The following is a 26,543-nucleotide window of genomic DNA, read 5'->3' on the forward strand; positions in this document are numbered from 1 at the left end:
AACCGCGACACCGACCCGCGAAGCGCACCCAACGCCTCCGCCCAGTCCGCACGGGTGCCGCAACTCATACCCGAATTCTATTGCGGGGCACCGACAACAAACTTGCCCGCGGCCGGCCAACGAGCTTCGCAGGCGAGTCATTTCGCTCAGAGCGGAACCCGCGGCATCGGATGCCCCGGACGGTGCCCTCAGCGCAGAAACCCGGACACCAGCTCCGGTGACCGGACGGCGACGAAGTCGTGCACATACCCCGCCGGCATGGCAAAGGGATGAAACTCGCCGGCGCCCGGACCCGAGACAAAGTCCATCTGGTCACGCGCGACGTCGAATTCGGCAATAGGCCGCAACGCCGACTCGGTGACATAGAACAGGCGATAGCCCAGCCCCTCGATCTCACCGAACACATCGTCGATCGGCACCGAAAGATGACGCTGCTCAATCTCGATCAAAAGCGCTGGGCGGCAACGCCGGAACATCTCGGCGCCGCCGCGCAGCACCGACATCTCATGCCCTTCGACGTCGACTTTCACGAAGTCGACGTCGACGCCCCCGAGCACATCGTCAAGCCGAACCAGTGGGACCTCGATCTGCCGAACCTGCACGTCTTGACCGTCGAACCCGTGGGCCAGACTGCCCTGCGCCGTCACCTGCCGGTTGTGGTGCTGCGGCACCAGCAGTTGCGCCGCACCGGAGTCGTCGGACACCGCGACCGGACTGAAGTACACGTGAGCAGACCTCTGGGCGAGCTTGCGCAGCATCGGGGCGTTGTCGGGATGTGGCTCAAAGCTGTAGAGCCGTCCGGACTTCCCAACGCGGCGAGCCAGGTGGTAGGTGAACAGGCCCCAACTCGCGCCCACGTCGACGACGGTCGCACCGCGAGGCGCGAAATGATCCGCCACCGCCATGGCCAGATCCTGTGCCCGCCGCCGGCGCCACAGCGCCTCGGTCGCCGCAGTCATCGCGGTGCGCCCCAGCAACCGGCCTACATTGCGCACCGTCACATACCTGGCCGCCCAATTGGCGGCATCGCTTTGCCGCAGCACATCTTTCACTGGCACCCTGGTACCGCCTTCCTTAGTGATGCCCGTCCACAGCTGCGTCAACCGCTGATACCAGCGGTCCAGCCCGAAGTCACCGGCGCGGTGACGGGCGGCCGCGCCCAGACTGGTTCGCAGCTCAGAGTCTTTGAGTAGTTCGCTCAGCGCGTCGGTGAGCTGCTCGGGACGACCGGGCGCCACCACCAAGCCGGTCACCCGGTCGGTGATCGCCTCGTCAATGCTGCCCACCAGAGTCGTCACCGGCGCCAGACCGTACGCCATCGCTTCCAGCAACGCCATCGGCAAGCCCTCGTCGCGGCTGGGTAATACGAAAATGTCAGCGCTACCCAATAATTCGTCGCGCGCGGCCGGACCGAGCCAGCCCGCGACATCAATCGTGTCTCCCAGTCCGGCCGCGGCAACCGCCGCCCGCACCTCCTCCACTTCCCCGTCCCCGGCCAACGTGACCCGTAACCGCGCGCGCATCTCGCCGTCCAGTGCACCGACGGCGCTGATCAGGTCATAGCTGCCCTTGCGCACGCCCAGCCGACCGAGCGAAACCGCGTGGACCCGATCCACATTCGAGTGCTCGACCGAAACGGGGGGGATCGCCACCGCGTTGTTGAGCACACTGATCCGCCCAGCAGGCAGCCGCAGCCGGCTGGCGTACTCCTCGACATGGCGGGCACCGAGCACCAGCCACTGATCCGCCACCAACAAACGCCGAACCAACCATTGCACGGCACAAGGCAATCCGTCGAACCAGCCGGCAAAGTCGTAGCTGTGGGCATGCACCACTGCCGGCACATTCGCCCACCGCGCCACCGCAAGGGGCAGCGCCTTGCGCACCACGCTGCCGCCGTGCGCCAGGTGCACGTGCAGCACGTCGACCCGGCGGCGGGCCACCAGCCAGGCGGCACGCAACATCCCCGACCCACCGATCCAGAGCCGAAACCACAGGGGCCCTTCGATATACGTGGGCACCGTGGTGACGTGGGCATCGGGGTGCGCGGCCATCAGGGTGATCACGGTCGCCATACCGCCACGGCTCGCCGCCTGGGCGGGCGCCGGCCCCACCACCAACACGCGGGTCACCGTGCCGCCCCTACGAGCTCATCAGCGGTCTCATCGGCTTCGTCCGGCGTCTCACCCCGACGTCCCCGCATGGCGAACGCCATCGCCCCGCCCAGCGTGATGCCGAGTGTCATCGCGTTGGTCGGTTCCTCCGGCAGCGGATCGATGATGCACATCACCAGCAGACCGGTACTGACCGCCGCGCTGATCTTGGCCGGCACCGACGCGCTGCGCAGCGCCCGCGCCAACGGTGTCAGCGCGAAGACGGCGAAACCCGCCATCCCGGTGGCACCGGATTTGGCCAGCCACCAGAGGTAGAAGTTGTGGGCGTAAGTGGTGCCCAGCGACTGGGTGAATTCGTTGGGGTCGTCCCCGCCGAACGGCAACTGGTAGGCATATCCCAGCCCGTGCCCGAACAGCGGCGCCTGTGCGATCGCTTCGTTGAGGTGGCGGTCTTCCTCGAATCTGGCCAGGGTCGAGGGATCCTGGGTGAGCGCCGCGCCGGAGGATCTGCCGAGCACCCGGTGACTGAATCCGGTGATCTGATTGGCCAGCCACACCCCGGCCGAGGAGTCGCCCAGCAGAAACAGCGCGCCAGGAATCGTCACCGCAAGAACACCGGCCGCGACGATAGCCATCCGCGCCGCCCGGCGCACCGCCGACCAGCCCATGCTGGCGAAGAACGCGACCACGGCGGCGACTCCCACCGAGATGAGCGTGTTGCGGGTGAAGGCCAGCACCGCGATCACCAGCGCGGGCGGGCCCAGCAGCAGGTAGGTGGCGGGCTTGACCCGGCCGAGTATCTGCGCGGCTACCAACGCGGTCAGGACGGCGATAGCCGGGATCAGGGCGGAGGTGATGATCCGGTTGGCGTCATCACCGGTGTCCATCTGCAGGCTTTCGGTGCGGCCGGCCAGCCGGATGCCGCCCGAGGAGCCCAGGATGGCCATCCCGGCCGAGAACCACAGCGTGAACGCGATCGCGTGCAACGACAGCATGATGTAGTCGCCGTACACGATCACCAGCGCCAGCACGAAACCGGCCAGCATCTCCAACAGGAACGTCGTTTCCCGCACCACGATCGCGGTGCTGTGTCCCATCGAAAAGCCGACGGCGGCAGAGTAAATCACGAAAAGCCCGAACATGCCCGGGAGCAGGTAGTCGGACATGCGCAGGCGCACCACCGGCAGTACGAAGCAGATGGCCAGCACCAGCACCACGTGCGAGGCGTAAATCGACACGGGCCCAATGACTTTGCCCACATGCAGACCCTGCGGCAGCGCCGCACAGCCCAGAAACAACGCCAGGCCGATCATCAGTTCCGGTTTCGCCCAGTAGACGATCAGGAAGAACGTCAGCCCGACCAGCAGGATGCCCTGGGTGGTGTTACGGACCGACAGCGCGCCATAGACGAAGCACCCGAACATGAACAGCGCCAACATGACTGCGGCCATCACCAAACGATGACGACTCCGCAGATAGAGGATCACGCCGGCCCACTGACCTTGGCGCGGTACGTCTTCGTCGCGGCCCTGGTGTGCCGAGCGATCCGCGCGTCGGTCAGCACCGTGCCCACCACATTGGCGCCGGCCGCCCGCAAGGCGGTCAACGCGTCGGCGAGTTCGTCTTCGGTGGTACGTCCGGCCCTCAGCACCAGCACCGTGGCGTCCACGGCGCCACCGAGCAGACCCGAGTCGGCGGTCGCCAGCACCGGCGGACCGTCGACCACCGTCCGCTCGAAAGTCTTTGCCACATCGGCCAGTACTCGGTCTAGCACTTCGGGGACGTAGGCGCTGGTCGGCAGCGTCTCCCGGCGCACCGAGCGGGCCGCGAGCACGAAAAGCTTGGGTATCGACGTCGGCTTGGTGGCTTCGGTCGCGATCGCCGGGTCGGAGAGCGCGTTCGACAAGCCCTCTCCCGACTCGACTTTCAACAATCCCGCGATCACCGGCCGGCGGGTGTCACCTTCGATCAGCAGCACATCCTCGCCGAGTTCGGCGAAGGCACGGGACAGGTTGATCGCGGTCGTCGTCGTGCCCTCACCACCGAACGGCGCCGTCAGCAGCACCCGGTTGGCTCCCGGGCCCATCGCCCGCAGCAGGCGGGCGCGCAAGCCGCGCACCGCGTCGTCGAAGGAGATGTCGGTGCCGAATCGCGGCGCGCTGCCCCGGTGCCCGGGCAACTCGGCCAAGGTCGGCAGTCCGGAGAGGTTTTCCAGCTTCGCGCGGTCGCGCACCGTGCGGTCGGCGGCCTCGCGGGTCAGCGCGACGCCGGTGCCCAGCAGCAGTCCGGCCACCAGACCCATCGCCATGTTGCGCACCGGTACCGGCTTGACCGGTTTGTCGGGGACGCCGGGCTGCTCGACGACCGTCGCCCTGGCCACCGGAACCGGGGTGCCTGAAGCAGGAGTCTGCGACGGATCGGTGGACGTCGTCGAGGCCACGGGTGTCTCGCTGGGTTGAGTGGCCGGTTGCTCCCCGTCCGCGACGGGAGCGGCCGACGCGGACGTGGTCGGCGCGGCGGTCGTGGCAGGTGCGCCGGTCGGCTTCGGGTTGCCTCCCAGGGAGCCGACCATCAGCGTGAACTCGTCGGCCACCGCTTTGGCCAGGGCCGCGGCCCGCTGCGGATCGGTGTCGGTGACCGTGATGGTGAAGAGCGTGGTCTTCGGGGTGAACGCCACCTTGGTCTGGCTGGCCAGCTGGTCGGCACTGACCGGCAAGTGGAACTGGGCGACGGCCTTGTCCGCCACCGCATGCCCGCCGGCGATCGCCGCGTACGACGACAACCGCTCCTGGGCGGCCTGGGTGCCCTGGTAGACCTGCATCAGGTCGGTCTCACCGGAAAACGAGATCAGTACCGTCGCCGACGATTCGTAGCTCTTGGTCTGAAACGCCGTGATCGCCGCCGCGCCGGCCAAGCAGGCCAGTACGGCACCCAGGAAGAGTTTCCAGTGCAGCAGGAGGGTCCGGACGAACGTTCGGAAATCCATTCGATGCCTTTCTGGGGCCTCTCTGGGGGCTCGCTGGGCCTACCGCGCGATCACCTCACCAATTGAGGAGCGAGTTGTCCCCCACAGGTAATTTACCTACTTTTAGTACGGTAAACAAACTGTGACCAGTCTATCGGTATGGTCCGCCCGCCGGCGTCACGATTTCTGGGTGCCCGCCAGCACGTCACGCGGCACGTCGAGCGTGGCCACCGGATAGAAACCAGAGTCATCCCGGCCGTCCCGGGCCAGCTGCATGGGCGGATAGTTCACCGGGTGCGAGCCGCCCGGCTTGTGCTGCTGCCACTCGACCGCGGCCCGCACCGTGTAGTGGCCCGGCGCCAGGCCCTTGAGCTCGATATGGATCGTCTCGGTGGCCGACGCCGGCGGCGGCTGGTTGATGCTGCGATCGCCCGACGAATCGGGCACCAGGCCGCGCAGGTCGACGGTGGCGGGCAGCGTCCGGACCGTCTGCCCGGCGAAGTCCACCAGCCGGTAACCCGGCACCCACTTCTCGGTCGCCGCCGCGGCGCCGTAATTCGTCCAGGTGACCGAGATGGATGCCACCTGGTCCTGCAGCGATTGCGACCCGGACCGCGCTTCCACCGAGTAGCGATACCCGGCGATGGCGTTGGCCTGCGCCCAGAGCACGTAGAGCTTGGGATCCATCGGTGACGTCGCGCCCTGGTCCGGGAAGTTCACGCTCGACGTCATCGAGACGTGGTAGCGGATCACGTCGTGCAGGCCCTTGTCGTAGTAGGCCTGCGGCGTGGTCCCGTCCGGGAGCTGACACCACTCGGTGATCACCGGCGCCTTGCCGAGGCGATCCTTCAGCGCGGTGACCACCGGATCGGAGGTCTGCACGTAGTGCCCCGACTCGGCCCACACAGGCAGCGGTGCATAAACGCCCAGACAGTCCGAACGGATGCCGACCGGCGCCGCCAATTTCTTCGTGACATCGTCGGCCAGCAACTCGCGGATGATCTCGGGGTTGTTGGGGGTTGCCACCAGCTGGGTGTGCGGGAACGCGCTGACGTTGGCGGCGACCAACTGCTGGATGGACGCCTTGGTGATGTTCTGGTCGCGGAACTGGCTGTAGTAGCCCAGCGCCGCTTCACTCTGGTCAGGGCTCGGGCCCGCCGCGTTCAGCGAGTCACGCAGGTAGGCGACGTGATTCTCGCTGAAGTCCCCATACCCGGAGAACTCGAAAACGCTCAGCCGCTCGTCGTTGTCGTAGCGGCGCCCCAGCGCGGCCAACAACTGAGCGAAGTCACCGAGATAGCTGGGGTCGTTGAAGTTCGGCACCACCTGCACCGGCCCGTTGCCGACAGCGGGATAGCTGGTGCTGGCGCCGGGCTTGGCCCGCTCCCAGTCCGGGATTTCGATATTGGTGTTGTTCGGGTAGGTGGCGTTGCAGCACGAGTTGTACGACTGCACCCGAAGGGTCAGTCGCATCCGGCGCTCGGCCAGCTTGTTCAACGCGTCGTCGATGACGCTGAAGTCGAACTTGCGGTCATCGGGCGCGTCCGGGGGAAGCGTCGCCGGATCCGTCGGCTGCAGCTGTCGCCAGGTGACCCTCAGGCTGGCGTCGTAGGACGCCGGCCAGGCCGGGTAGCGCTGCTGGGCCGGCGCCGCCTGCGGGAAGAGCGGCTCCAAGAGGTCCTCATACTGCCCGCGCAGCGGGTTGGATATCTCCTGGGCGCCCGGCGGGATCGCCGGGCTCGCCATCGCGGCCAGCGGGCCGGGGTCGGTGTGGGAGCGACTGCAGGCGCCGATCAGTAGCGCCGTGCCGCCGACGAGGACAGTTACGCAGCCGACAGCGACAAGTGTGATTTTCCTAATTGTTCGAACCAATCTCTGCGTGAGCTAGATGGCGCCGAGCGTCAGCGCCTCACGGTCGGCGAGGAACGGCATCGGCATCCAGCGAGCGGCCAGCAACGCCTCCATGGCGTTGCCCGGAACGGGGCGGGACAGCAGGAATCCCTGCGCCCGGTGACAACCATGTTGCATCAAAGTCAGTGCGGCGGCCGGGGTCTCGACGCCCTCGGCCACCAGTTGCAGGCCGAACGCCTCGGCCAGCCCGATGATGGCGCGCACGATGGCCAGGTCACCGGCGTTGGTGCCCAAGTCCCGCACGAACCCGGTGTCGATCTTGAGCATGTCGACGGGTAGGGACTTCAGGTGCGACAGCACCGCGTACCCGGTGCCGAAGTCGTCGATGGCGATCTGCACCCCGACCTCTTTGAGCTCCGACAGGGTCTTGCGGGTGGCTTCGATGTCGTGCACCACCGCACGCTCGGTGATCTCGAGGCAGACGGAGCCGCCGTCGATCCCGAACTCCTCGATCGTGTCGGCCACGCTACGGACGAAACCGCGGGTGATCAGCTGCACCGGCGACACGTTGATACGCAGCACCGCGCTCTGCCCCACCCCGTTGGAACGCCACCGGCTGAACTCCGCACAGGCGCTGCGCATCACCCAGCGGCCGAGTTCACCGGCGAGGTTGGTCGATTCGGCGACCCCGATGAACGAATCCGGCAAGAGCAAACCCCAGATCGGGTGCCGCCAGCGCACCAGCGCCTCGGCCGCCACAATCGCGCCGGTCCACAAGTCGACCTCGGGCAGGTAGTGCAGCAGCAGCGCTTCGCTGTCGATATCGCCCTGCAGGTGCAGCTCGATGTCGTTGCGGAACGCGCTCTTGAGCGACATGTCGTCGGTGGACAGGGCCACCTGGTTGCCGCCGGCGCGCTTGGCGGTCAGCACCGCTTCGTCGGCGCGGCGCAGCAGATCGGTGCTGTTGTCGCGGCCGGGCATGCCCACGGCCAGCCCGATGCTGACGGTGCGGGTGATCTGGTGGCCGCCGATGGCCAGGCGCTCCCGCAGCATCGTGCCCAGGCGGCGGGCGAACGATTCGGCCGCAGCACTCGACATCGTCTGATCCGGGATTACGACGAACTCGTCACCACCCAGCCGGGCGATCATGCTCTGGCTGCCGGCGCAGACCCGCAGGCGCTGGGCAAAGACCCGGATGAACCAGTCGCCCGCCGTATGGCCGAGGTAGTCGTTGATGGACTTGAGCCGGTCGAGGTCCATGTAGAGCACCGCGACGGGCCCGGGGTTGCCGGCCGTCAGCCGGTCGGACAGATGCGCGACCAGTGCCCGGCGGTTGTACAACCCGGTCAGGTCGTCATGCTCGGCCAGGTACCGCAGCTTCTCTTCGGCGGCGATCCGGGCCTGCAGCTGAGCGAACAGCGCCGCGACCGCCTCGAGGGTGTTGATCTCTTCCTGCTTCCACCTGCGTGCGCCGAATTTGACGAAACCCAGCACACCGGTGGTCATTTCGCCCGACACCAGCGGTGCGGCCGCCACCGACGGCGACGCCGTCTGCTTGGCGCCACCCACCCACCGCAACGACCGGTTGCTCTGGTCGGGCCGGATCACCACCGGCTTGCGGCCGTGCTCGCACTGGGCGAGCACCGGGTCGGCGCTGGTGAAGTGGACGACCGCCTGCGGGTCGGGATCTGGGACGTTGTCGCGCGGGGGCCATTCGGCCACCAGGACTGAGGCGCGGATGTCGTGATCGTGGTGACGCAGGAAACTCGCGTCCACATCGAACTGCTCAACCAACTGGGCGAGCACCCGCTCGCTCACCTGCGTAGCGGTGGACGCGGTCGCCTCCATGAGCTGGGTGGCCACGGAGGTGACGACGAGGTCCAAGCTGCGCGGCAACGAGACCTCCGATGTGTGCACGTGTCCAACGGCTGCGTCGATTATGGGTGACCAACCCGTGGCGGTCCGTATTCGGGGCCGCCGTATCCGATGCCCACCGATGCGCATCGAGGTGGCCGATTACCCGGACCGCCGCAGGTCACGGATGGATTCCTGGTTAGGAGAGACTAGCATGCAGGCCCTCCGCTGCCCTGGCGGAAAGTCGGCTGACCAGCCTGGTCGCCTCGGGCCGCGGGGCCGGATTCGGCTAGGGTCGGGCAGATGTCTGTCGCACGATCGGCCAAACGGTTGCTCGCGCCGGCGGCCAAGACCGTCGCGCCGCACATGTTCTGGAAACGCAAGTTCAAGATCCTGCAGCGGCTGGGTGAGTCCCGTCCGGACGTGGCGCTGGTGGCCTCCCTGTGCGACCCCGACCGGGTGTCGCTGGACATCGGTGCCGACGTCGGCGAGTTCGCGATCGCGATGCTGTCCTCGTCGCGCTCGGTCATCGCGTTCGAACCCCGTCCGGCGCAGGCCCGCAATCTGGCGCTGATGTTCACCGCCGTCAACGCGCCGGTGCGCATCGAGGCCGTGGCATTGTCCGACCAGCCCGGTGTGACGGCGATGCGGGTGGTGGAATCCGACCCGGGACGCAGCACGATCGACCAGGACAACGACCTGGACACCGCGGTCGGCGGGCCGGTCGCGACCATCGAAGTCCCGGTGAAACGCCTCGACGACCTGCGACTGGACAACGTCGGCCTGGTCAAGATCGACGTCGAGGGCCACGAGCTGGCCGTCCTTCGTGGCGCCGTGAACACATTGCGGCGCAACCGGCCGACCATCGTGGTGGAGGCCGAGGAACGCCACCGCGCCAACGCCGTGGCCGACATCACCGCGCTGCTGGGCGGGCTCGGTTTCCGTGGTTACTTCTGGCTCGACGACCAGCGCCGGCCCGTCGAGGAGTTCGACGCCGCCGCCCACCAAAATCCCGCCAATATCGGTGGCGCCGAAGACGACTGGGCGCCACGCGGGGTGTACGTCAACAACTTCGTCTTCGAACCGGCGGGCGCCTGACCGAGTCCGGTCGCGTGAGACAGCTCACACTTGCCGCTCCTGCTGTCACGGATCGCCGGCCGGCGGTGTCTGAAGGGTGTAACCGCACACCGAGAAGGAGACACCGATGTCTGAACAGTCGAACTCAACCCACCGGAAGGCGCACGTCGTCGTGCTCGGCGGCGGGTACGCCGGGACGATGGCGGCCAACCACCTCCGGCTGCGCACCGACGTGGACATCACCCTGGTCAACCCGCGGCCGCAGTTCGTCGAGCGGATCCGGTTGCATCAGCTCGCCGCCGGCACCGGCACCGCCACCGCCGATTACGGCACGCTGCTGGGCAAAGGCGTCCGGCTCGTCGTGGACACGGCCGGCCACATCGACGCCGCCGCCCGTCGGGTGCTGCTGACCTCGGGCGCCGCGCTGGACTACGACTACCTGATCTATGCGATCGGGAGCACCGGTGCCGCTCCGGTCGCGGTGCCCGGCGCGGCGGAGTACGCGCACGTCCTGTCGGAGCTGGAGGGTGCGCAGAAGCTGCGCTACGCATTGGCGGATCTGCGCACCGAGGCGCCGGTCACGGTCGTCGGTGGCGGCCTGACCGGCATCGAGGCCGCCGGCGAGCTCGGGGAACAGGGCCGCGCGGTGACGCTGGTGTGCGGCGGCATCCTGGGCCCGTCGTTGAGTGGGCCGGGCCGGCGTTCGGTGGCCAAGCAACTGCGCAAACTCGGCGTGAACGTGCTCGAATCGGCGACCGTAACCGAGGTCCGCTGGGATTCGGTGGTGCTCGGGGACGGCACCACGCTGCCAAGCGCGGTGACGGTGTGGACGGCCGGCTTCGGCGTCCCGGACCTGGCCGCGCGCAGCGGGCTGCGCACCGACTCGCTGGGCCGGCTGCTCACCGACGAGACGCTGACCAGCCTCAGCGACGACCGCATCGTCGCCGCCGGCGATGCCGCCGCACCCTCAAACCAGCCATTGCGGATGAGCTGCCAGGCGGCCATTCCCCTGGCCGCCCAGGCCGCCAACACGGTGCTGTCCCGGATCGCCGGGACCGCTCCGGCCGTACTCGACCAGGCGTTCACCGGGCAGTGCATCAGTGTCGGGCGCAGCTTCGGCACCGTTCAGTTGGCCCGCCGCGACGACACCCCGGTGAACCTCTACATCGGTGGCCGCACGGCGGCGTCGATCAAGGAACTGGTGTGCAAGGGCACGCTGTGGGGCCTGCGCAAGGAAGCCGCCAAGCCCGGCTGGTACCGCTGGCTCAAGGGCGGCGACCGGCCCGCAGACCTCTCCGCCGAGCAGCAGGCCGCGCTGCGGTGAAAAACACATCGGACAGCGGCGGGCACGCAGAACGCTTCACCCTGCTGCGCCCGCTGCTGTTCACCATCGCCTACGAGATCCTGGGCTCGGCGACCGAGGCCGACGACGTGCTGCAGGACAGCTACCTGCGCTGGGCCGAGGTCGACCTGTCCGACGTGCGAGACACCAAGTCCTACCTGGCCAGGCTGGTCACCCGGCAGGCGCTCAACGCGCTGCGTGCCCAGGCGCGCCGCCGCGAGCAGTACGTGGGACCCTGGCTGCCCGAACCACTGCTGCTCGAGGACCAGGACGCCTCGGCCGACGTCGTACTCGCCGAGTCCGTGTCAATGGCGATGCTGATCCTGCTCGAAACGCTCAACCCGGACGAGCGGGCGGTGTTCGTGCTGCGTGAGGTCTTCGGATTCGACTACAGCGAAATCGCCGACGCGGTCGGCAAGCTGGTGGCGACCGTGCGCCAGGTCGCCCACCGGGCCCGCGAACACGTCCAGGCGCGGCGCAAGCGGTTCGGCTCCGTCGACTCCCGGCGCAACGAGCAGATCACCGCCCAGTTTCTGGCCACGGCGGCCAACGGCGACGTCGAGGCGCTGGTCGGCATGCTGGCCCCGGACGCCGTATGGATGGCCGACGGGGGCGGCAAGGTCAGCGCCGCCCGCAAGCCCGTGGTGGGCGCCGAGAAGGTCGCGAAGGCGATCGTCGGCCTGCTGCGCAAAACGCAGGCCCAGTTGCGTGTCGAGACGGTGACCTGCAACAGCGCTCCGGCCGTGGTGCTGTACCTCGCCGGGCGAATGGAGGGCGTGATCACGGTCGAGATCGTCGACGAAAAGATCACCAACTTCTACGCGATGCGCAATCCCGACAAGTTGGTGGCGCTGGGCAACGCCCGGCAGATCAGCCGGCGCTGACGTTTCGGGCGCGAGCAGACACAAAAGCCCCTGGAAAAGGCCTTACGCGGGTACCTGCGCGTCTGCTCGCGAGGGTGCTCGTGCCAGGACGCACCGTTCTGACAAGCTAGGGCGGTGCGAATCGACCGGCTTGGCGATCTGGGTGGTGCGCCGCAGGTGCTGCGCGCCATCGGCCGCGCCACCAGCCGGCTCGGCCTGCCCCCGCCGGCCGCGCTGACCGGTGAGTGGTTCGGCGCGCTCGCGGTGATCGCGCCCAGCGTTTCGGTGCAGCCGGTCACCGTGGGCGACGTGTTCTCCGGGGGGCCTGCGGCGACGGCAGAAGCCGAGGTAGGCGTTGTGGGCGGCGGCTGGATCGGGTTCCTGGCCTACCCGGACGCGGGAGCCGACGGCCTGCCCCACCGGATCCCGGAGGCTGCCGGCGGCTGGACTGACTGCGTCTTGCGACGCGACCGGGACGGGCAGTGGTGGTACGAAAGCCTGTCCGGCGCACGACTACCGGCCTGGTTGGCCGATGCATTGGCACTTACCCCCAGAACGGCACCAATGTGCCAGATCGAATGGCAGTCGGGAAGCCGTCCAGCACACCGCGAAGGTGTGCTGGCATGCCTGGAGGCGATCGGGGCCGGCGAGGTTTACCAGGCTTGTGTCTGCACCCGGTTCACCGGAACGGTCAGCGGGTCACCGCTGGACTTCTTTGTCGAGGCCGTAGCCCGAACCTCCCCAGCGCGCGCGGCGTACGTTGCGGGCCGATGGGGAGCAGTGGCGTCGCTGTCTCCGGAATTATTCCTGCGGCGCCACGGTGACGTGGTGACGTCCAGCCCGATCAAGGGCACGCTGCCACTGGATGCGTGGCCGTCGGCGCTGCGAGCCTCTCCCAAAGAAGTCGCCGAGAACATCATGATCGTCGATTTGGTGCGTAATGACCTTGGGCGAGTGGCGATTACAGGTTCCGTCCGGGTTCCGGAACTCTTGGTGGTCCGGCGCGCCCCTGGGGTGTGGCACCTGGTGTCGACGGTATCGGCCCGGGTGCCCGCCCAGTTGCCGATGGCGCAGCTGCTCGATGCCACCTTCCCGCCGGCCTCGGTTACCGGCACACCGAAACTGCGTGCCCGCCAGCTTATTTCGCAGTGGGAGCGAAATCGTCGCGGAATATACTGTGGCACAGTGGGAATGGCCTCCCCCGTGGCGGGATGCGAGCTCAATGTCGCGATCCGCACCGTCGAGTTCGACACGCTCGGCAATGCGGTGCTGGGGGTAGGCGGCGGCATCACGGCCGACTCCGATCCAGACGCCGAATGGGCGGAGTGTCTGCACAAGGCCGCGCCGGTGGTCGGGCTGCCGACGTCGGTAACGGCGACGCGAGTTAGCTGAGCAAATTCTGCCCGGCGCAGCCCAACGGTGTGGATTTTCCGGAACGGCCACATGAGCTCCGCGGTACGCATAAGCTTCTGCCATCGACGCGTGTTTTCACGCGCGCGGATGCGGGTGTGGGGAAGGGACTGTCATGAGAGTTGCCATCGCGGGCGCGGCGGCTGCCGCCGTATTGGGCGGTGCGCTGGCGGTTGCGCCCTTGACGATCTCCAATCAGAGCAGGACCTCGACCGGCGCTGGGACCTGCAGCGCTGGTCAGCAGTGCGACAAGCTGGCATCGGTGCTGATGCCGCAGACCGGCAAGCCGGCGGCTGCGGGCAGCAACGGCGTGCCGTCGGCCCTCGAGCCGCCGGAGCCGGTATCACCGGCGGTGGCACCCAAGCCGCCCGCCGAACCGGCCGCCTACACACCTCCTAATCCGTCGCCCGCCGGACCCGGATTGCTGCCCGGCGCGAACAACACTGTCCCGCCCGCATCATCTCCCGCCAACGCGCTGCCCCCGGGCTACGACCCGAACGACGCGGCACTGCCCGGCATCGGCCAGGTCCCCGGTGTCGGCGTCCCGGGCCTGCCGGACCTCTATGGCTACGCCGGCGGCGTGGCGGGCCTGGCCGGCGTCCCCTACGGGGTGAACGCGGCCGCCGCCGTCGTCAACGGCGTCCTCGGCGTGGGTAACACCGTCGCCAGCGTGGTCTCGACGAGCGCGCTGGCGGTCACCTACGTGGTGCTGGCGTACAACGCCCTGCAGTCGTCGGGCATTCTGCCCGCGGCGCAGGGAACGATCAGCTCGCTCGGCTCGATGCTGCTGCCGTCGGCAGCGGCCGCTCTGCCCGCCGCGGCGCTGCCCGCGCTGAGCCTGCCGGGCCTGCCCGCCCTCAACATCCCCGGTCTCCCGGGTATTTCGCCCGCCGGCCTGATCGGTCTGGCCGCCGCCGGCGGCCTGCCCGGCATCAGCCTGCCGGGGCTGCCCGACATCTCGCCGGCGAGCCTGATGGCGCTGGCGTCCGCGGGCCTGCCCGGCCTGCCGGGTGTCTCGCCGACGGACCTGCTCGCGCTGGCCGCCGCCGGCGGTATCCCGGGCCTGCCGAGCCTGCCGGGGGTGAACCCCGCGGCGCTGATCGCCGCGCTGCCGGCGATTGCCGCCGGCATTCCGGGTCTGCCGCCATTACCCGGCATCGACCCGGCGCTGCTGGCGGCAGCGCTGCCCGCGCTGACCGGCGGCGGTATCCCGGGCGTCAATCCAGCGATGCTGGCGGCGGCGCTGCCGGCGCTGCTCGGGGGTGCACCGGCGCTGCCGGGCGTTGACCCGGCCACGGTGCTCGCCGCGCTGCCGGCCATGGCAGCCGCGGCCGGTATCCCCACCTCGCTGCCTCAGGGCCTGCCGCCGCTACCGCAGGGCCTGCCGCCGCTGCCCCAGGGTCTGCCGCCGCTGCCCGCACCGCCGCCGCTGCCGGCCATCCCGCACCCGCCGTTGTGCCCGATCCCGGGCGGCCCCTGCTTCTGAGGGTTTACTAGTCCGGCTCCTCGGCGTCCCGGCGGGATTTGAGCACCGCTTCGTAAAGCTGTCGTGGACGCACGTCCGGGTATCCGGCGGCCACGTGGCTGCACGCATCCTTGACGCGGATGCCGCCGGCGACCAGGTTCTCCACCTCGGCGACCAGGTCGGTCACCAGTGTCGACAGGTCAGCGCGCGGCGTCGCGCCCGCCAGCACCACGGTGACCTCACCGAGGACGCCACCGGCCGCCCAGGCCGCCAGCTCGTCCAGTGATCCGCGCACCACCTCTTCGTGCACCTTGGTCAGCTCCCGGCAGACCGCGGCCTGACGGGCACCGCCGAGCTGCTCCACCGCATCGCGCAGGCACGCGGCCAACCGGCGCGGGGACTCGAAGAACACGCAGGTGCGCCGCTCGTCGGCCAGGCCGGCCAGCCAGGTCCGGCGCGCCGACCCTTTACGCGGGGCGAAGCCCTCGAAGCAGAACTTCTCGGCCGGCAGGCCGGAGACCACTAGCGCGGTAGTCACCGCCGACGGTCCGGGCAGGCACTGCACCGGCAGGCCGGCCTCGATGCACGCCGTGACCAGCCGGTAGCCCGGGTCGCTGATGATCGGCATGCCGGCGTCGCTGACCACCAGCACCGTGGCCCCGGAGCTGATCGCCTCGATGAGGGTCGCCACCCGGGTGGTCTCGACCCGGTCGAAAAGGCTGAGCACCCGCCCGCCGATGGTGATGTCGAGGGCCTTGGCGAGGTTGCGCACGCGGCGGGTGTCTTCGGCGGCCACCACATCGGCGCCGGCCAACGCTTCGATCAGGCGTGGCGACGCATCCGCAGGCTGGCCCAACGGCGTCGCACCCAGTAACAGGCGCCCAGTGGTCATGACGGACAGCCTACGATCGACGTGATGACCGCCCCGCCCCGAGAAACCTCCGTCATGCGGGAGGACCCTGAGCAGTGCGCGGCGACACCCCCCTTGGTCAGCCCGGCGCCGTTGGTGCCCGTCGCCGATTTCGGCCCGCTAGACCGGTTGCGCGGCTGGATCGTGACCTGTGTCGTCGCCGTCCTCGCCACCGCGACGCGCTTTCTCAACCTGGGCTCGCCGACCGATTCGGGCACGCCGATCTTCGACGAGAAGCACTACGCCCCGCAGGCCTGGCAAACGCTGAACAACCACTGGATCGAAGACAACCCGGGGTTCGGGCTGGTCGTGCACCCGCCCGTCGGCAAACAGTTGATCGCGATCGGCGAAGCGCTGTTCGGTTACACGGGACTGGGCTGGCGGTTCACCGGCGCGGTGCTGGGCGTGGGGCTGGTCGTGTTGGTGACGCGGATCGTCCGGCGCATCAGCCGCTCGAGCCTGGTCGGCGGGATCGCGGGAGTCCTGGTGATCTGCGACGGCGTCAGCTTCGTCACCGCGAGGACCGCCCTGCTGGACGGGTTCCTCACCTTCTTCGTGGTGGCCGCCTTCGGTGCGCTCATCGTCGACCGGGACCAGGTGCGCGCGCGGATGCACAATGCGTTCTTGGGGGGCCGCTGCGCCGAGACGGTATGGGGCCCGCGGCTGGGAGTGCGCTGGTGGCGCTTCGGCGCCGGAGTGCTGCTCGGCCTGGCCTTGGGCACCAAATGGTCCGGCCTGTACTTCATCGCGTTCTTCGGCGTCATGTCGCTGGCCTTCGACGTAGCCGCCCGGCGCCAGTACCAGGTGCCCCGGCCCTGGCTCGGAGCGCTGCGCCGCGACCTCATCCCTTCGCTGTACGCGTTGGTGCTGATCCCGTTCGGGGTCTACCTGGCCAGCTATGCGGGCTGGTTTGCCTCCGAGACGGCGATCGACCGCCATCAGGTCGGCCAGACCATCGGCCCCGACAGCGTGCTGCCGCTGCCCGACGCCATCCGCTCGCTGTGGTACTACACCGCCAAGGCGTTCCATTTCCACGCGACGCTGACCAACTCCGCGGGCAATCACCACCCCTGGGAGTCCAAGCCGTGGAGCTGGCCGATGTCGCTGCGGCCGGTGCTCTATGCCATCGACCAGAACAACGTCCCCGGCTGCGGGGCCCAGTCGTGCGTCAAGGCGGTGATGCTGGTCGGCACCCCGGCGTTGTGGTGGCTGGCCGTGCCGGTGCTGCTCTACACGACGTGGCGCACGGTGGTGCACCGCGATTGGCGCTACGCGGTCGTCTTGACTGGTTATTGCGCGGGGTGGCTGCCGTGGTTCGCCGAGATCGACCGGCAGATGTATTTCTTCTACGCGGCGACCATGGGGCCGTTCCTGGTGATGGCGATCGCGTTGATCCTTGGCGACATCCTGCATCAACCCCGGCAGAACAAGGAGCGGCGCACCCTGGGGCTGATCTTCGTGTGTTGTTATGTGGCGCTGGTGGTGACGAACTTCGCCTGGTTGTTCCCGGTGCTGACCGGCCTGCCGATCTCCCAGCAGACCTGGGACATGGAGATCTGGCTACCCAGCTGGCGTTGAGTTGGGCGAGCAGACGTCAAAGCCCTCGATTTCGTGCCGAAATCGGGGCTTTCACGTCTGCTCAGCCACTAGCGCGTCCCGCGCGGCCGGGCAGGACATACACCGGGGCCCGCCGCGCCCGGTGCCCAATTCCGAGCCGGCGATGGTGAGCACCTCGATGCCCGCGTCCTGCAGCCTTGTATTGGTCGCGACGTTGCGTTCATAGGCGACGACCACTCCCGGCGCCAAAGCGAGGGTGTTGTTGCCGTCGTCCCACTGCTCGCGCTCGGCGACGACCGGATCGCGTCCGGTGTCGATGACTCGCAGTTTCTCGATGCCGATCGCGGCGGCGGCCGCCTTCGCGAACGGTTCGGCGTCGTCGATCGCCACGCCGGCCTCAACACGCCGCAAGGTGAACGCCGAGAGGGTGTCGACGACGTTGGCGTACATCACCACCGTGTCGGTGTCGACCATCGTGCAGACGGTGTCCAGATGCATCTGCGCGCGCTTCTGGGCGATCGGCACGGCGAGCACAGTGTGGGCGAGATCGTCGTCGAAAAGGCTGCGCGCCAACGCTTCTGCGCCGGCAGGGGTGGTTCGTTCCCCCACTCCCACCGCGATGACGCCCGGCGCGAGCAGCAACACATCCCCGCCCTCGACCGGAGCGGTGCGCGATTCGTAGGCCCGCCGCACGCCGGTGAACCGCGGGTGATGGGCGTAGATGATGTCGGTCAGCGACGCCTCCCGCCGGCGCGCCCGCAGGGCCAGCGACGGGATCACCACCCGCGGCCCGATCCAGATCGACGAGTCGCGGGTGAACACCAGGTTCGGCAGCGGCTCGATGACGAAATCCGCACCGTGATGCATACGCAGCACCAGCGACACCCCGGTTCGGGTGCTGGACGGGAGCTCCTCGAATGTCATGCCGGCGGTGAGCACGTCCGCCAGCTCCGCCGGCTCAAGGCCCCGCAGGTACTCCGAAAGTTGCTGCGCCAGAATCGGTCCCAGCCGTCTGGCATCGACGGCGGCGGCCACGCCCTGCATCCTCGCGGCGCCGCTGTGCTCCAGCGCCTCGGTCAGCAGCCGGGACAGCAGCAGCACTTCCACCCCGCGGTCGCGCAACAACTCAGCGAACTGGTCGTGCTCGTCCTGTGCTCGCGCCACCCAAGGCAGCCCGTCGAACAGCAGCTGGTCGTTGTTGCTCGGGTTGAGCCGGCGCAGCTCGGCACCCGGGCGGTGCAGGATGGCGACCCGGAGCGCGCCCACCTCGGAATTGACTCCCAGCTCGACTCCCACAACTCAAACCGTAGCCGCGCGGCCGGTGTCCGGCGCGTCACACGCCGAACGATCGAACTGGTGTGCGATAGACTTGACTACGTGGCTGTCGCGGCGCAGGGCTCGCTATTCGAGCACAACGAACGCAGAGAACTCGGCGACGGCGCCTTCATCGACATCCGCGCGAATTGGCTGCGGGACGGCCCGATTGACGGCCTGGATCTGCTGGAGGCGCTGTTGCGGACGGTGCCGTGGCGGGCCGAGCGCCGGCAGATGTATGACCGGGTGGTCGATGTGCCCCGGCTGGTCAGTTTCCACGATCTGACAGTGGAAGAACCTCCGCATCCCGCGCTGGCCCGGTTGCGCCGGCGGCTGAACGACATCTACGGCGGTGAACTGGGTGAACCCTTCACGACCGTCGGGCTGTGTTGCTACCGCGACGGTTCGGACAGCGTTGCGTGGCATGGCGACACGATCGGCCGCAGCAGCTCGCACGACACCATGGTCGCGATCGTCAGCCTGGGCGCCACGCGCACATTCGCGATGCGGCGACGCGGCGGCGGCCCCTCGCTGCGGTTCCCGCTGGCGCACGGTGACCTGCTGGTGATGGGCGGATCGTGCCAGCGCACCTGGGAGCACGCTGTTCCCAAGACCAGCGGGGCCGCGGGGCCCCGGGTCAGCATCCAGTTCCGCCCCCGGGACGTCCGCTAACCGCGGACCGCGTTCACCGACTTGACCAGCAGATCGCGCGCCCGCTGGGTATCGACTTTGGCCACCGGCTGCCCGGGCACCACCAGCGGGTTGGCGATGACGATCACCTGGTAGTCACCGAACTGCGCGGAATAGTCGTAGAGCTCCCCGGTTCGCGGCGCTCCCTGCACCACTGCCTGCAGCACCCGATGCACGCCCTGGGTGTGGACGCCGTCGATCTGCGGGGCATCGACGACCTCGATGGCGCCACGCAGCTGGGCACCGGAGAAGCCGACCTTGGCACAGTCTTTGCCGGGGTCGTTCAGGGGCAGCGCCTTGGAGGTCTCCACGGCGATCGCCACGAACCGATTGCCGTTGCCCTCAGCCGAGATGGCGGCCATGTTGCCTTCCACTCCCGCCGGCATCTCGGGCCCGACGGCGGCCTTGGCGCAATTCGCCGGATCGAAGGTCAGCCCGTCGGGCAGCTTCCGGGAGGCGAAGAACTGCGGGTCGATCGCCCTGGGAGTGATGTCGGTGACCTTGAAGTCCGGTCCGAAGCTCGACTTGACGTCCAGGATCTTGGCGATGTCGCCCTTGGCGGGCCGCGACGGGCTCGGCCCCGGGGAGCAGCCTACGAGCAAGCACACCGAACCAAGTGCGAGCACCAGCTTGAGCATTGTGGCCAATCTACCCAACCCGGATGCTCAGCCGCGCAACGTAGCGACCGTTTTGACCAGCAGATCGGAGGCGAACTGCGCCGGCAGCGGTGCCAGCATCGATCCTGGGTCGGTGGTCAGCGTGGTGAATGCATAATAGCCGCCCAGGTAGGCGATGAATGTGTATGCGCGCGAATCGATTTCGCTGCCAGATTCGGCGGCGGCACGAATGTCGGCGACCATGCCGAGAGTCTGCGCGCCGTCCACCCGCGGCGCGTCGATCAGACCCACACTCACCTGGGTACGCCCGGCGGTCAGGTCCCACTGTGCGCAGCCGGCCATGACATCACGGGCCAGTGCCGCCGGCGCGGCCACGACGACCGCGTCGACGATGCCGCCCGACCCGGACCCGGAGACGCCCTGCGCGGGCTGATCGCGCCCGGCCGCCGGATCGGCCAGCGCCATGCACTCCGGCGGGTTGGCCGACGCCTGGTCGCCCAATCCCCAGATGGCGCGGGGCGACGAGGCACGGGCGATGTTGGACGCCTCATATCCGGGCGGCAGCTCACGACCGACGCGGCGAATGTTGGCGGGCGTTATACCGCCCGGCGCCGACGCAGCCCGGGGAGACGACGAGCTCACCGACGGAGTAGGCGCGGGCGATGCAGCGCAGGCCGCCAGCAGCGAGGCCGACACCAGGCCAAACCAGAACGGCCGCATGCCCGTTCATATCACGGTGACCCGGCCTGAGCCCTGATCAACTCACCACCTCGATCACCTGCCGGGCAACCTGCCTGATCTGTTCCTCCATCGCACGCTCCAAGCCCAGCTTGCGCGGCACATCGATGACGGTGGTGATGACGCCGATGTCCTCGCGCTGCCAGACTGCGCCGTGCTGGTCCATGATGGTGCGCATCGGCAGGTTGTCGGAAAGCATTCGCGCCGAGAACCTTTGGACACCGTCAACCTGGGCGGCCACGGACAGCGCTCCGATCAGGAAGGTTCCGATGCCGCGTCGCTGGTACGCGTCGGCCACCGTGAACGCGATTTCAGCGACCGTCGGATCGTTCTGATCACGCACGAAGCGGGCGTCCGCCACCGGGTCGCTGCCGTCGACCATGACCCAGACGAAGTGGTCGACGTAATCGACCTCGGCCAGGTAGTGCATCATCGCCAGGCTGGGCACCCGCGCGGACATGAAACGCCGGTAGATCGTCTCGCTGGAGAAATGGACGTGTCCGTGCACGGTGCGTTCGCTGTCACCGGGCAGGACGGGACGCAACATCAGCTGGCTGCCGTCGCGCATCTGCACCGGGATCGGTGTGATGAACGCCGCCAGCCGCTGGCGGACGGTGCGGACGAGCCGGTCCATAACTCCGGGAATGTGCACCATCTCACTCAGCGCGTCCCGGCCGCCGATCCAGCCGGTCAGCGGTTCGAGCGTGGTCACCGTGGCGGTGCGCGGGATATCGCGCAGCAGCGCGATCTCCCCGACGATCATGCCGGGCACCAGTTGTTCGACGATGACCGTGTCGTCGTCGCCGACGTGCATCACCTCGGCGCTACCCGATTTGATCAGCAGAAAAGAGACGGCCTGCTCTCCTTGGCGCATCAGCATCTGCCCGGCCGGGGCGTGCAGGGGAGCAAGACACGACGCCAGGGGTAGCAGGTCTTCGGCTGGACAACCTTTGAAGATGTCCAACTCCGCAAGTTCTTCGGCCCCCACGCCGCCCAATTCGGCCATCCCGTCCACATACCCAGCTTTGGGTCCGATTCGCCTCAGGTTATGGCGTCGGCCGCTGCCCCTGCAAGAAACGGGCAGGCACTCGCACTAGCCTGGCAGCAGGTCGCCAGTAGAACGCAAGACTCCCGAAATGGACCACAATGATCGACAATCTGGACCGGGTCGAACTGACCCGCAGCCTGCTGAACAAGCCCGCCACGCTGCGGCACGGTTACCTCGACGTGTTGGGCGAAGCGACGGCCGCTCCGGTTCCGACGTTTGCTCAGCGCGCCATGAACAGCCCGTTCGTCGCCGCCGTCTACGAAGGGCTGTGGCGTCCGACGTCGTTCTATCTCGCCAGCGGTGTCACCACGCAGGCCGAGGAGCGCCGCGCGGCGGCCGCGCTGCACCTGCGCAGCGCCACCAGGCTGCTCGACGTGGCTTGCGGCCCAGGAAATTTCACTGCGCCGCTGGCAGCGCGACTGTCCACCGGCAGCCTCGCCGTGGGGTTCGACATCTCCGAACCGATGCTGACCCGGGCCGTGCAGGACAACAGCGGACCGCGGACCTGTTATGTCCGCGGCGATGCTCGCGAATTGCCGTTCGGCGACGAGACCTTCGACGCGGTGTGCTGTTTCGGCGCGCTGTACCTGATACCCGAGCCGTTCCGGGTGGCCCGCGAGATGATCCGGGTGCTACGCCCCGGTGGCCGGATCGCCATTTTGACCAGCTACGCCGGCCAACCACCACCCATCAACCTCGCCCTGCACACCACAGCACGCCTGATCGGCCTCACCATGTTCGACAAGGACGCTTTCGTCGAGCTGTTCAATGACGCCGGATTGACCGACGTCGAACAGCAGACGCAGCGGGCCCTGCAGTTCGTCACGGGAACCAAACCGCAGTAACGCTACGACGCGGCCGCCTCGCAGACGCCGAACAACCGGACCACCGGGGTACCCGCTTCGTATTCCACCGCCGAGCCGGTTTCCGACGTCAGGGAGATCATCACGGGTTGTCCGCTGCGTTGCGATGTTTGGATGCATTCGACCTGGAAAAGCCGGAACTTGCCGCCGTCCGGACCGCCGTCGCGGATGGCCAGTGAATAACCCGGTTCGACGGACTCGACCGGAACCTTCTGCAGGTAGTACTTGGTGCTCATCCCACGAGGCTAGGGCCGGGCCACGACACATCCCGGCGCCGAAACACGGTCTTAGCGATTGCTCAGCGGAATTTTGGAACTTCATCAGGCTCGGCCCGGCACGCCCAGGTCTACCGAGGAGCGTCTTCGGTGTTGTTGTGACTGCAGATGCTGAAGACGACGAAGCCAGCGGCGAGCCGACTATCAGCAGCAGCCACGATGGAACTTCGGCGACGATCCAAACTACTCACTCGCCACACTCCTCCCTCGATGCACCGACTCCAGCCAGTAACTTTGACTCGTGGCCAACTTCTGGAGTGTGCGGTGAGCGTCGCGGGGTTCGTCCTTGGGGTGATCGGCACGGTGCTCGCGGTGATATCGCTGGGCTGGCAGGTGGCCGGCTACCGGCGCCAGCGGCCCCGCCCGAAACTCACGCCAGTCATCGGGCGGCTGACGCCGGACGGTCTGGTGACCAACGACGCCAGTTGCGACGTGCGCGAGTCATTGGCCGCCGTCGCCGACCAGCTCGAGGACATCCCGCTGATCATCGGCGTCAAGGTGGTCAATGCGGGCCGGACCCCGTTTGGCGTCTCGGGCTGGGCCATCCGCACCGATCCGGACGGCACCTCGCTGGTGCCGGTCGAAAAGCCGATCGCCGGCGCCGACGTTCCTCATGAGATCCCGCCGCAGGGCTGCGCCGTCTTCCTCACCGAGTTGCGGCACGCGCAGCGTTTCGCCGCTGCCGCGAGCAACGCCGCCGGTAGCGAGGACCCGCCACCCCGCATCGTGCTCACCGTGTCCTCGGGCGCACGCACCTATCGCACCAAAAGAGTTGCACCCGAACTATTTTCACTCGAATCAGGATAACGGCGAACCGACCGGCTGCTCGGTCGCCCAGATGTGTGACCGCGCTCAAATCCACCTGTAACCCTCGCGCTGCTTTGTTCAATCGGCGCAGGCGGCGCCTAGCCGCGAAGCGTGACATGCGGGCTCGGGCCGTAGTGCTCCCCGTAGTAGACGGCGAACCGGCCCAGATGCCCGACTCCCCACCGCCGTGCATGATCCAAACAAGCGCCTAGCTGGCCCGGATCGAACTGCCGGGCCGGATTTCGCTGACGGTCGTCATTGACGGGCGTCAGTGACCGTATGTAGCGTGTTCTTGGTGACCGCCCCGCCATCCGCTCGGGAAGTCCGGCGACTCGAGACCCGGGCGCGATTGTTCGACGCGGCGCTGGCCGAGATTTCCCGGCGCGGGTTGGCCGGCGCCGACGTCAGCGCCATCGCCGCCGCGGCGGGCGTGGTGCGAGGAACGTTCTATTTCCACTTCCCCACCAAGGAACACGTCCTCGCCGAGTTGGAGCGCAACGAGGAACTGCGGATCGTCTGCGAACTCGGTGTCGCCGAGAGCGATCTGACGTCGGTGCTGTCACAACTTATAGAACACGTCGTGGAGGCCGAAAACCGCTTGGGCACAGTTGTTTTACGGGACATGCTGGGGCTGCATTTCGCCTCGACACATCCGGCCGATGACGAGTTGGCCCAACACCCGCTCCTGGAATTTCTGGCCGGCGCGATCAGCCGGGCGCAGCAAAGGCGCGAAATTGCGGCGGACGCCGACCCCGGCGAACTCGGAATGTTCTTCCTCACTGGGCTTTTCGCGCTGCTGGCCACCGGAACGCGTGACGGCGACCTGTTACGTCGTTATGTGACAACGATTGTCAAAGGAATGGAGACACGATGAATCGCACGAGCATTGAAGGTTACCGGGACTTTCTGGCCAGGCGCGACGGCGAAGCGGACCTGCTCAACCGGCGACTGGCGAACCGCGAGCGGTTCTTTCACGACCTGGAAGCCAATCCGGTGCGCTCGGCACATCCCGCCGATCGCGCAACGTTCCTGCGTAATCTGCGCCGCCGGCGGCCCGAAGCCGGGCTGGACCGCAAGATGTTGTTCCTGCTGGCGACGGCCAAGCTGAATCAGGCCGAACGTTTCGGCGTCGGACTCGGCGAAACCTACGGGCGCAACAGCGACGAGAATCTGCCGCCGGAGAACGTCTATCTGGAACTCGAAGAGCACTACCACACCCGGCTGCTGGCGTACGCGCTGGACGTCTTCGACCTCACCTTCCAAGTCGTGCCGCCGCCATTCGTGATGCGCCAGTTTGTCAAGACCGGCGTGTTCATTCCCGCACGTCTTGGCTTCATGTTCGTCGGGGCCGCGGAGATGGCCGGCTGCATCATGTTCGACGAACTGCGCCGCGCCGGTGCTTCGCTGTTCGCCGACGAACCGGCGGTGGCGGAGCGAATTGAGCTGCTCTACACCGAGATCCTCACCGACGAAATCGGTCACGTCGGGTATTGCGCGTCGCGATGCACGCCCGCCGAGCGGGCGGTGATGCGGCGCGTCTACCCGTGGATCGGCCGGCTGTTCGCCCGCCAGACCGCGGAGATCAGCCTGCTCGTCGACGTCGAGGCGCTGCATGCGCGGCTGGACCGGCCGTTCGATGTGGAGGAGCTGACCGCCGGGCTGACCAACGAGACGTACCTGGTCACGCATCCCTGAACGGGTCATCTCGGCCTCACGTGGTGGGACTTAGGTCCCTAAAGCACGGGACCACTGTCACCAGATCGCAGAGGTGCCCCGATGACGAGAGCGGGCGGACGTAGCCTCTCGACACTGTCTTGAGGATTTCCTCGGACTTGGCCGCCGGCTCGTGATGGGGGTTACATGTCATCTTTTCTGTTCGCCGCGCCCGAGGAGCTGGCCGCAGCGTCTTCCAACTTGACCAGCCTGGGGTCGTCGATCAGGCAGGCCCATGTCGCGGCGCAGGGCCCGACGACGTCGATCGTGGGGGCGGCTGAAGATGAGGTGTCGGCGGCGATCGCGAAGTTGTTTGGCGGTTACGCACAGCAGTTTCAGGCCGTGGGTGCGCAGGTATCGCTATTTCATCACCAGTTCGTACAAGCGCTGAACGGCGGTGGGATCTTGTATGCCACCAGTGAGGCCGCCAACGCGTCGCCGCTGCAAGCGGCTGCGTCCGCGGCCGCCGGCGTGCAAGACGCCATCAATACGCCCGTCCAGCAGCTCACGGGGCGGCCGCTGTTCGGGCCGGGCGAGAATGGCGCGCCGGGCACCGGGCAGGCCGGCGGGCCCGGCGGGTGGTTGTGGGGCAACGGCGGCGACGGCGGATCGGGCGCGCCCGGTACGGCCACCAGCCCCAATGGTGGCAGTGGCGGGGCCGGTGGGTCGTCGTTCCTGTTCGGCACCGGCGGCCACGGCGGGTCCGGCGGGACCGCTTATGCGGGCAGCGGCGCCGCCGGCGGTACCGGAGGCAACGGTGGTGCCGGTGGACTGGTCTTCGGCGGTGGCGGGGGCGGTGGCGTCGGCGGTCTGGGTGCGGCCGGTTCGGCGACGGCGGCGGCCGGCATGGGGGGTCACGGCGGCGCTGGTGGCACCAGTTACCAGTGGTTCGGAGCCGCCGGTGCCGGTGGCGCCGGTGGGCAGGGCGGACTCGGCTATGACGCCGCGACGGACCCCATGGCCGCACCCGGTACCGCTGCCGGCCGTGGCGGCCCCGGCGGGGTGGGTGGTGTCGGCGGCCACGCGGTCGGGTTGTTTGGCGGCGGCGGGGCCGGCGGAGTCGGCGGCCA

At 68.1% G+C, this 26,543-nt stretch carries 23 protein-coding genes; 12 read left to right on the forward strand and 11 right to left on the reverse strand.

What is annotated here, in order from left to right; all coding sequences use genetic code 11:
* Nucleotides 1–188 precede the first annotated feature (188 nt).
* The 5 genes from AWC08_RS18695 to AWC08_RS18715 form a co-directional block, all read right to left on the reverse strand.
* Entirely contained in the window at nucleotides 189–2,132 is a 1,944-nt protein-coding gene (locus AWC08_RS18695) for an FkbM family methyltransferase (RefSeq protein ID WP_082986110.1), read from the reverse strand.
* Nucleotides 2,129–3,565 carry an O-antigen ligase family protein gene (locus tag AWC08_RS18700; protein WP_232008024.1) on the reverse strand — a complete coding sequence of 479 codons (1,437 nt, stop codon included), beginning with the start codon at nucleotides 3,563–3,565 and terminating at the stop codon, nucleotides 2,129–2,131. Before AWC08_RS18700 ends, AWC08_RS18695 begins: the two co-directional genes overlap by 4 nt.
* A gap of 32 nt (nucleotides 3,566–3,597) precedes the next feature.
* On the reverse strand, nucleotides 3,598–5,100 hold the full coding sequence (locus AWC08_RS18705) for a tyrosine-protein kinase domain-containing protein (protein WP_069434571.1): 1,503 nt from the start codon (nucleotides 5,098–5,100) through the stop codon (nucleotides 3,598–3,600).
* Between the two features lie 156 nt (nucleotides 5,101–5,256).
* Nucleotides 5,257–6,951, reverse strand: coding sequence for a hypothetical protein (locus tag AWC08_RS18710; RefSeq protein WP_065132404.1), 1,695 nt, complete (start codon nucleotides 6,949–6,951; stop codon nucleotides 5,257–5,259).
* 12 nt (nucleotides 6,952–6,963) lie between these two features.
* Nucleotides 6,964–8,826: a putative bifunctional diguanylate cyclase/phosphodiesterase gene (locus AWC08_RS18715; protein ID WP_065132424.1), complete on the reverse strand. Its 1,863-nt coding sequence runs from the start codon at nucleotides 8,824–8,826 to the stop codon at nucleotides 6,964–6,966.
* 261 nt (nucleotides 8,827–9,087) lie between these two features.
* Between AWC08_RS18715 and AWC08_RS18720 the strand changes: the two genes are divergently transcribed.
* The 5 genes from AWC08_RS18720 to AWC08_RS18740 all read left to right on the forward strand — a co-directional run bounded on the left by AWC08_RS18720 (nucleotide 9,088) and on the right by AWC08_RS18740 (nucleotide 14,962).
* Entirely contained in the window at nucleotides 9,088–9,882 is a 795-nt protein-coding gene (locus AWC08_RS18720) for an FkbM family methyltransferase (protein ID WP_069434572.1), read from the forward strand.
* A gap of 106 nt (nucleotides 9,883–9,988) precedes the next feature.
* The gene (locus tag AWC08_RS18725; protein WP_069434573.1) at nucleotides 9,989–11,185 is read left to right on the forward strand and encodes an NAD(P)/FAD-dependent oxidoreductase; all 1,197 of its coding nucleotides are present in this window, start codon (nucleotides 9,989–9,991) and stop codon (nucleotides 11,183–11,185) included.
* A complete protein-coding gene (locus tag AWC08_RS18730; RefSeq protein WP_069434574.1) occupies nucleotides 11,182–12,087 on the forward strand; it encodes an RNA polymerase sigma-70 factor in 906 nt (301 codons plus the stop codon). The genes AWC08_RS18725 and AWC08_RS18730 overlap by 4 nt, the downstream gene beginning before the upstream one ends.
* A 114-nt stretch (nucleotides 12,088–12,201) precedes the next feature.
* On the forward strand, nucleotides 12,202–13,458 hold the full coding sequence (locus AWC08_RS18735; protein WP_069434575.1) for an aminodeoxychorismate synthase component I: 1,257 nt from the start codon (nucleotides 12,202–12,204) through the stop codon (nucleotides 13,456–13,458).
* Between the two features lie 133 nt (nucleotides 13,459–13,591).
* Nucleotides 13,592–14,962 carry a hypothetical protein gene (locus AWC08_RS18740; protein WP_065132409.1) on the forward strand — a complete coding sequence of 457 codons (1,371 nt, stop codon included), beginning with the start codon at nucleotides 13,592–13,594 and terminating at the stop codon, nucleotides 14,960–14,962.
* Nucleotides 14,963–14,969: 7 nt separating this feature from the next.
* Here the strand turns inward: AWC08_RS18740 and rsmI are convergent, their stop codons facing one another.
* Entirely contained in the window at nucleotides 14,970–15,833 is an 864-nt protein-coding gene (rsmI, locus tag AWC08_RS18745; protein ID WP_065132410.1) for a 16S rRNA (cytidine(1402)-2'-O)-methyltransferase, read from the reverse strand.
* 54 nt (nucleotides 15,834–15,887) lie between these two features.
* On the opposite strand from rsmI, the gene AWC08_RS18750 reads away from it, so the two are divergent.
* Nucleotides 15,888–17,429, forward strand: a complete 1,542-nt coding sequence (locus AWC08_RS18750) for a dolichyl-phosphate-mannose--protein mannosyltransferase (protein WP_232008025.1) — start codon at nucleotides 15,888–15,890, stop codon at nucleotides 17,427–17,429.
* A gap of 51 nt (nucleotides 17,430–17,480) precedes the next feature.
* Here AWC08_RS18750 and arcA read toward each other — a convergent pair whose 3' ends face one another.
* Nucleotides 17,481–18,704, reverse strand: coding sequence for an arginine deiminase (gene arcA / locus AWC08_RS18755; RefSeq protein ID WP_065132412.1), 1,224 nt, complete (start codon nucleotides 18,702–18,704; stop codon nucleotides 17,481–17,483).
* Nucleotides 18,705–18,785: 81 nt separating this feature from the next.
* Here arcA and AWC08_RS18760 point away from each other — a divergent pair, with 81 nt between their 5' ends.
* Nucleotides 18,786–19,394 (forward strand): alpha-ketoglutarate-dependent dioxygenase AlkB, encoded by a 609-nt coding sequence (locus tag AWC08_RS18760; protein WP_178132185.1) that lies wholly within the window; start codon nucleotides 18,786–18,788, stop codon nucleotides 19,392–19,394.
* Here AWC08_RS18760 and AWC08_RS18765 read toward each other — a convergent pair.
* The 3 genes from AWC08_RS18765 to AWC08_RS18775 are packed head-to-tail and all read right to left on the reverse strand — an operon-like array spanning nucleotide 19,391 to nucleotide 21,782.
* Nucleotides 19,391–20,050 carry a DUF5642 family protein gene (locus AWC08_RS18765; protein WP_069435628.1) on the reverse strand — a complete coding sequence of 220 codons (660 nt, stop codon included), beginning with the start codon at nucleotides 20,048–20,050 and terminating at the stop codon, nucleotides 19,391–19,393. The two genes, AWC08_RS18760 and AWC08_RS18765, sit on opposite strands and share 4 nt — an antisense overlap.
* Nucleotides 20,051–20,077: 27 nt before the next feature.
* Nucleotides 20,078–20,749, reverse strand: coding sequence for a DUF5642 family protein (locus AWC08_RS18770; RefSeq protein ID WP_065132414.1), 672 nt, complete (start codon nucleotides 20,747–20,749; stop codon nucleotides 20,078–20,080).
* 37 nt (nucleotides 20,750–20,786) lie between these two features.
* Nucleotides 20,787–21,782, reverse strand: coding sequence for a GNAT family N-acetyltransferase (locus AWC08_RS18775; RefSeq protein ID WP_142283662.1), 996 nt, complete (start codon nucleotides 21,780–21,782; stop codon nucleotides 20,787–20,789).
* 131 nt (nucleotides 21,783–21,913) lie between these two features.
* On the opposite strand from AWC08_RS18775, the gene AWC08_RS18780 reads away from it, so the two are divergent.
* Entirely contained in the window at nucleotides 21,914–22,660 is a 747-nt protein-coding gene (locus AWC08_RS18780; protein WP_065132415.1) for a class I SAM-dependent methyltransferase, read from the forward strand.
* 2 nt (nucleotides 22,661–22,662) lie between these two features.
* Here the strand turns inward: AWC08_RS18780 and AWC08_RS18785 are convergent, their stop codons facing one another.
* Nucleotides 22,663–22,914: a hypothetical protein gene (locus AWC08_RS18785; protein ID WP_065132416.1), complete on the reverse strand. Its 252-nt coding sequence runs from the start codon at nucleotides 22,912–22,914 to the stop codon at nucleotides 22,663–22,665.
* Between the two features lie 303 nt (nucleotides 22,915–23,217).
* Between AWC08_RS18785 and AWC08_RS18790 the strand changes: the two genes are divergently transcribed.
* From AWC08_RS18790 to AWC08_RS18805, 4 genes are all read left to right on the forward strand, one after another.
* Nucleotides 23,218–23,760 carry a hypothetical protein gene (locus tag AWC08_RS18790; protein ID WP_065132417.1) on the forward strand — a complete coding sequence of 181 codons (543 nt, stop codon included), beginning with the start codon at nucleotides 23,218–23,220 and terminating at the stop codon, nucleotides 23,758–23,760.
* A gap of 295 nt (nucleotides 23,761–24,055) precedes the next feature.
* A complete protein-coding gene (locus tag AWC08_RS18795; protein ID WP_232008166.1) occupies nucleotides 24,056–24,634 on the forward strand; it encodes a TetR/AcrR family transcriptional regulator in 579 nt (192 codons plus the stop codon).
* A complete protein-coding gene (locus tag AWC08_RS18800) occupies nucleotides 24,631–25,455 on the forward strand; it encodes a hypothetical protein (RefSeq protein WP_065132419.1) in 825 nt (274 codons plus the stop codon). The genes AWC08_RS18795 and AWC08_RS18800 overlap by 4 nt, the downstream gene beginning before the upstream one ends.
* 165 nt (nucleotides 25,456–25,620) lie before the next feature.
* Nucleotides 25,621–26,543, forward strand: a 923-nt coding sequence (locus AWC08_RS18805) for a PE family protein (protein ID WP_085088083.1), incomplete at its 3' end; no start/stop codon positions are given.

Source organism: Mycobacterium gordonae (assembly GCF_002101675.1).
GTDB lineage: Bacteria > Actinomycetota > Actinomycetes > Mycobacteriales > Mycobacteriaceae > Mycobacterium > Mycobacterium gordonae.

Bases quoted from the DNA above. Each gene is read 5' to 3' on its own strand.
- rsmI (WP_065132410.1), bottom strand. From the start codon at position 15,833: ATGACCACTGGGCGCCTGTTACTGGGTGCGACGCCGTTGGGCCAGCCT.
- AWC08_RS18770 (WP_065132414.1), bottom strand. From the start codon at position 20,749: ATGCGGCCGTTCTGGTTTGGCCTGGTGTCGGCCTCGCTGCTGGCGGCC.
- AWC08_RS18720 (WP_069434572.1), top strand. From the start codon at position 9,088: ATGTCTGTCGCACGATCGGCCAAACGGTTGCTCGCGCCGGCGGCCAAG.
- AWC08_RS18800 (WP_065132419.1), top strand. From the start codon at position 24,631: ATGAATCGCACGAGCATTGAAGGTTACCGGGACTTTCTGGCCAGGCGC.
- AWC08_RS18740 (WP_065132409.1), top strand. From the start codon at position 13,592: ATGAGAGTTGCCATCGCGGGCGCGGCGGCTGCCGCCGTATTGGGCGGT.
- AWC08_RS18705 (WP_069434571.1), bottom strand. From the start codon at position 5,100: ATGGATTTCCGAACGTTCGTCCGGACCCTCCTGCTGCACTGGAAACTC.
- AWC08_RS18765 (WP_069435628.1), bottom strand. From the start codon at position 20,050: ATGCTCAAGCTGGTGCTCGCACTTGGTTCGGTGTGCTTGCTCGTAGGC.
- AWC08_RS18700 (WP_232008024.1), bottom strand. From the start codon at position 3,565: ATGGCCGCAGTCATGTTGGCGCTGTTCATGTTCGGGTGCTTCGTCTAT.
- AWC08_RS18725 (WP_069434573.1), top strand. From the start codon at position 9,989: ATGTCTGAACAGTCGAACTCAACCCACCGGAAGGCGCACGTCGTCGTG.
- AWC08_RS18750 (WP_232008025.1), top strand. From the start codon at position 15,888: ATGCGGGAGGACCCTGAGCAGTGCGCGGCGACACCCCCCTTGGTCAGC.
- AWC08_RS18780 (WP_065132415.1), top strand. From the start codon at position 21,914: ATGATCGACAATCTGGACCGGGTCGAACTGACCCGCAGCCTGCTGAAC.
- AWC08_RS18785 (WP_065132416.1), bottom strand. From the start codon at position 22,914: ATGAGCACCAAGTACTACCTGCAGAAGGTTCCGGTCGAGTCCGTCGAA.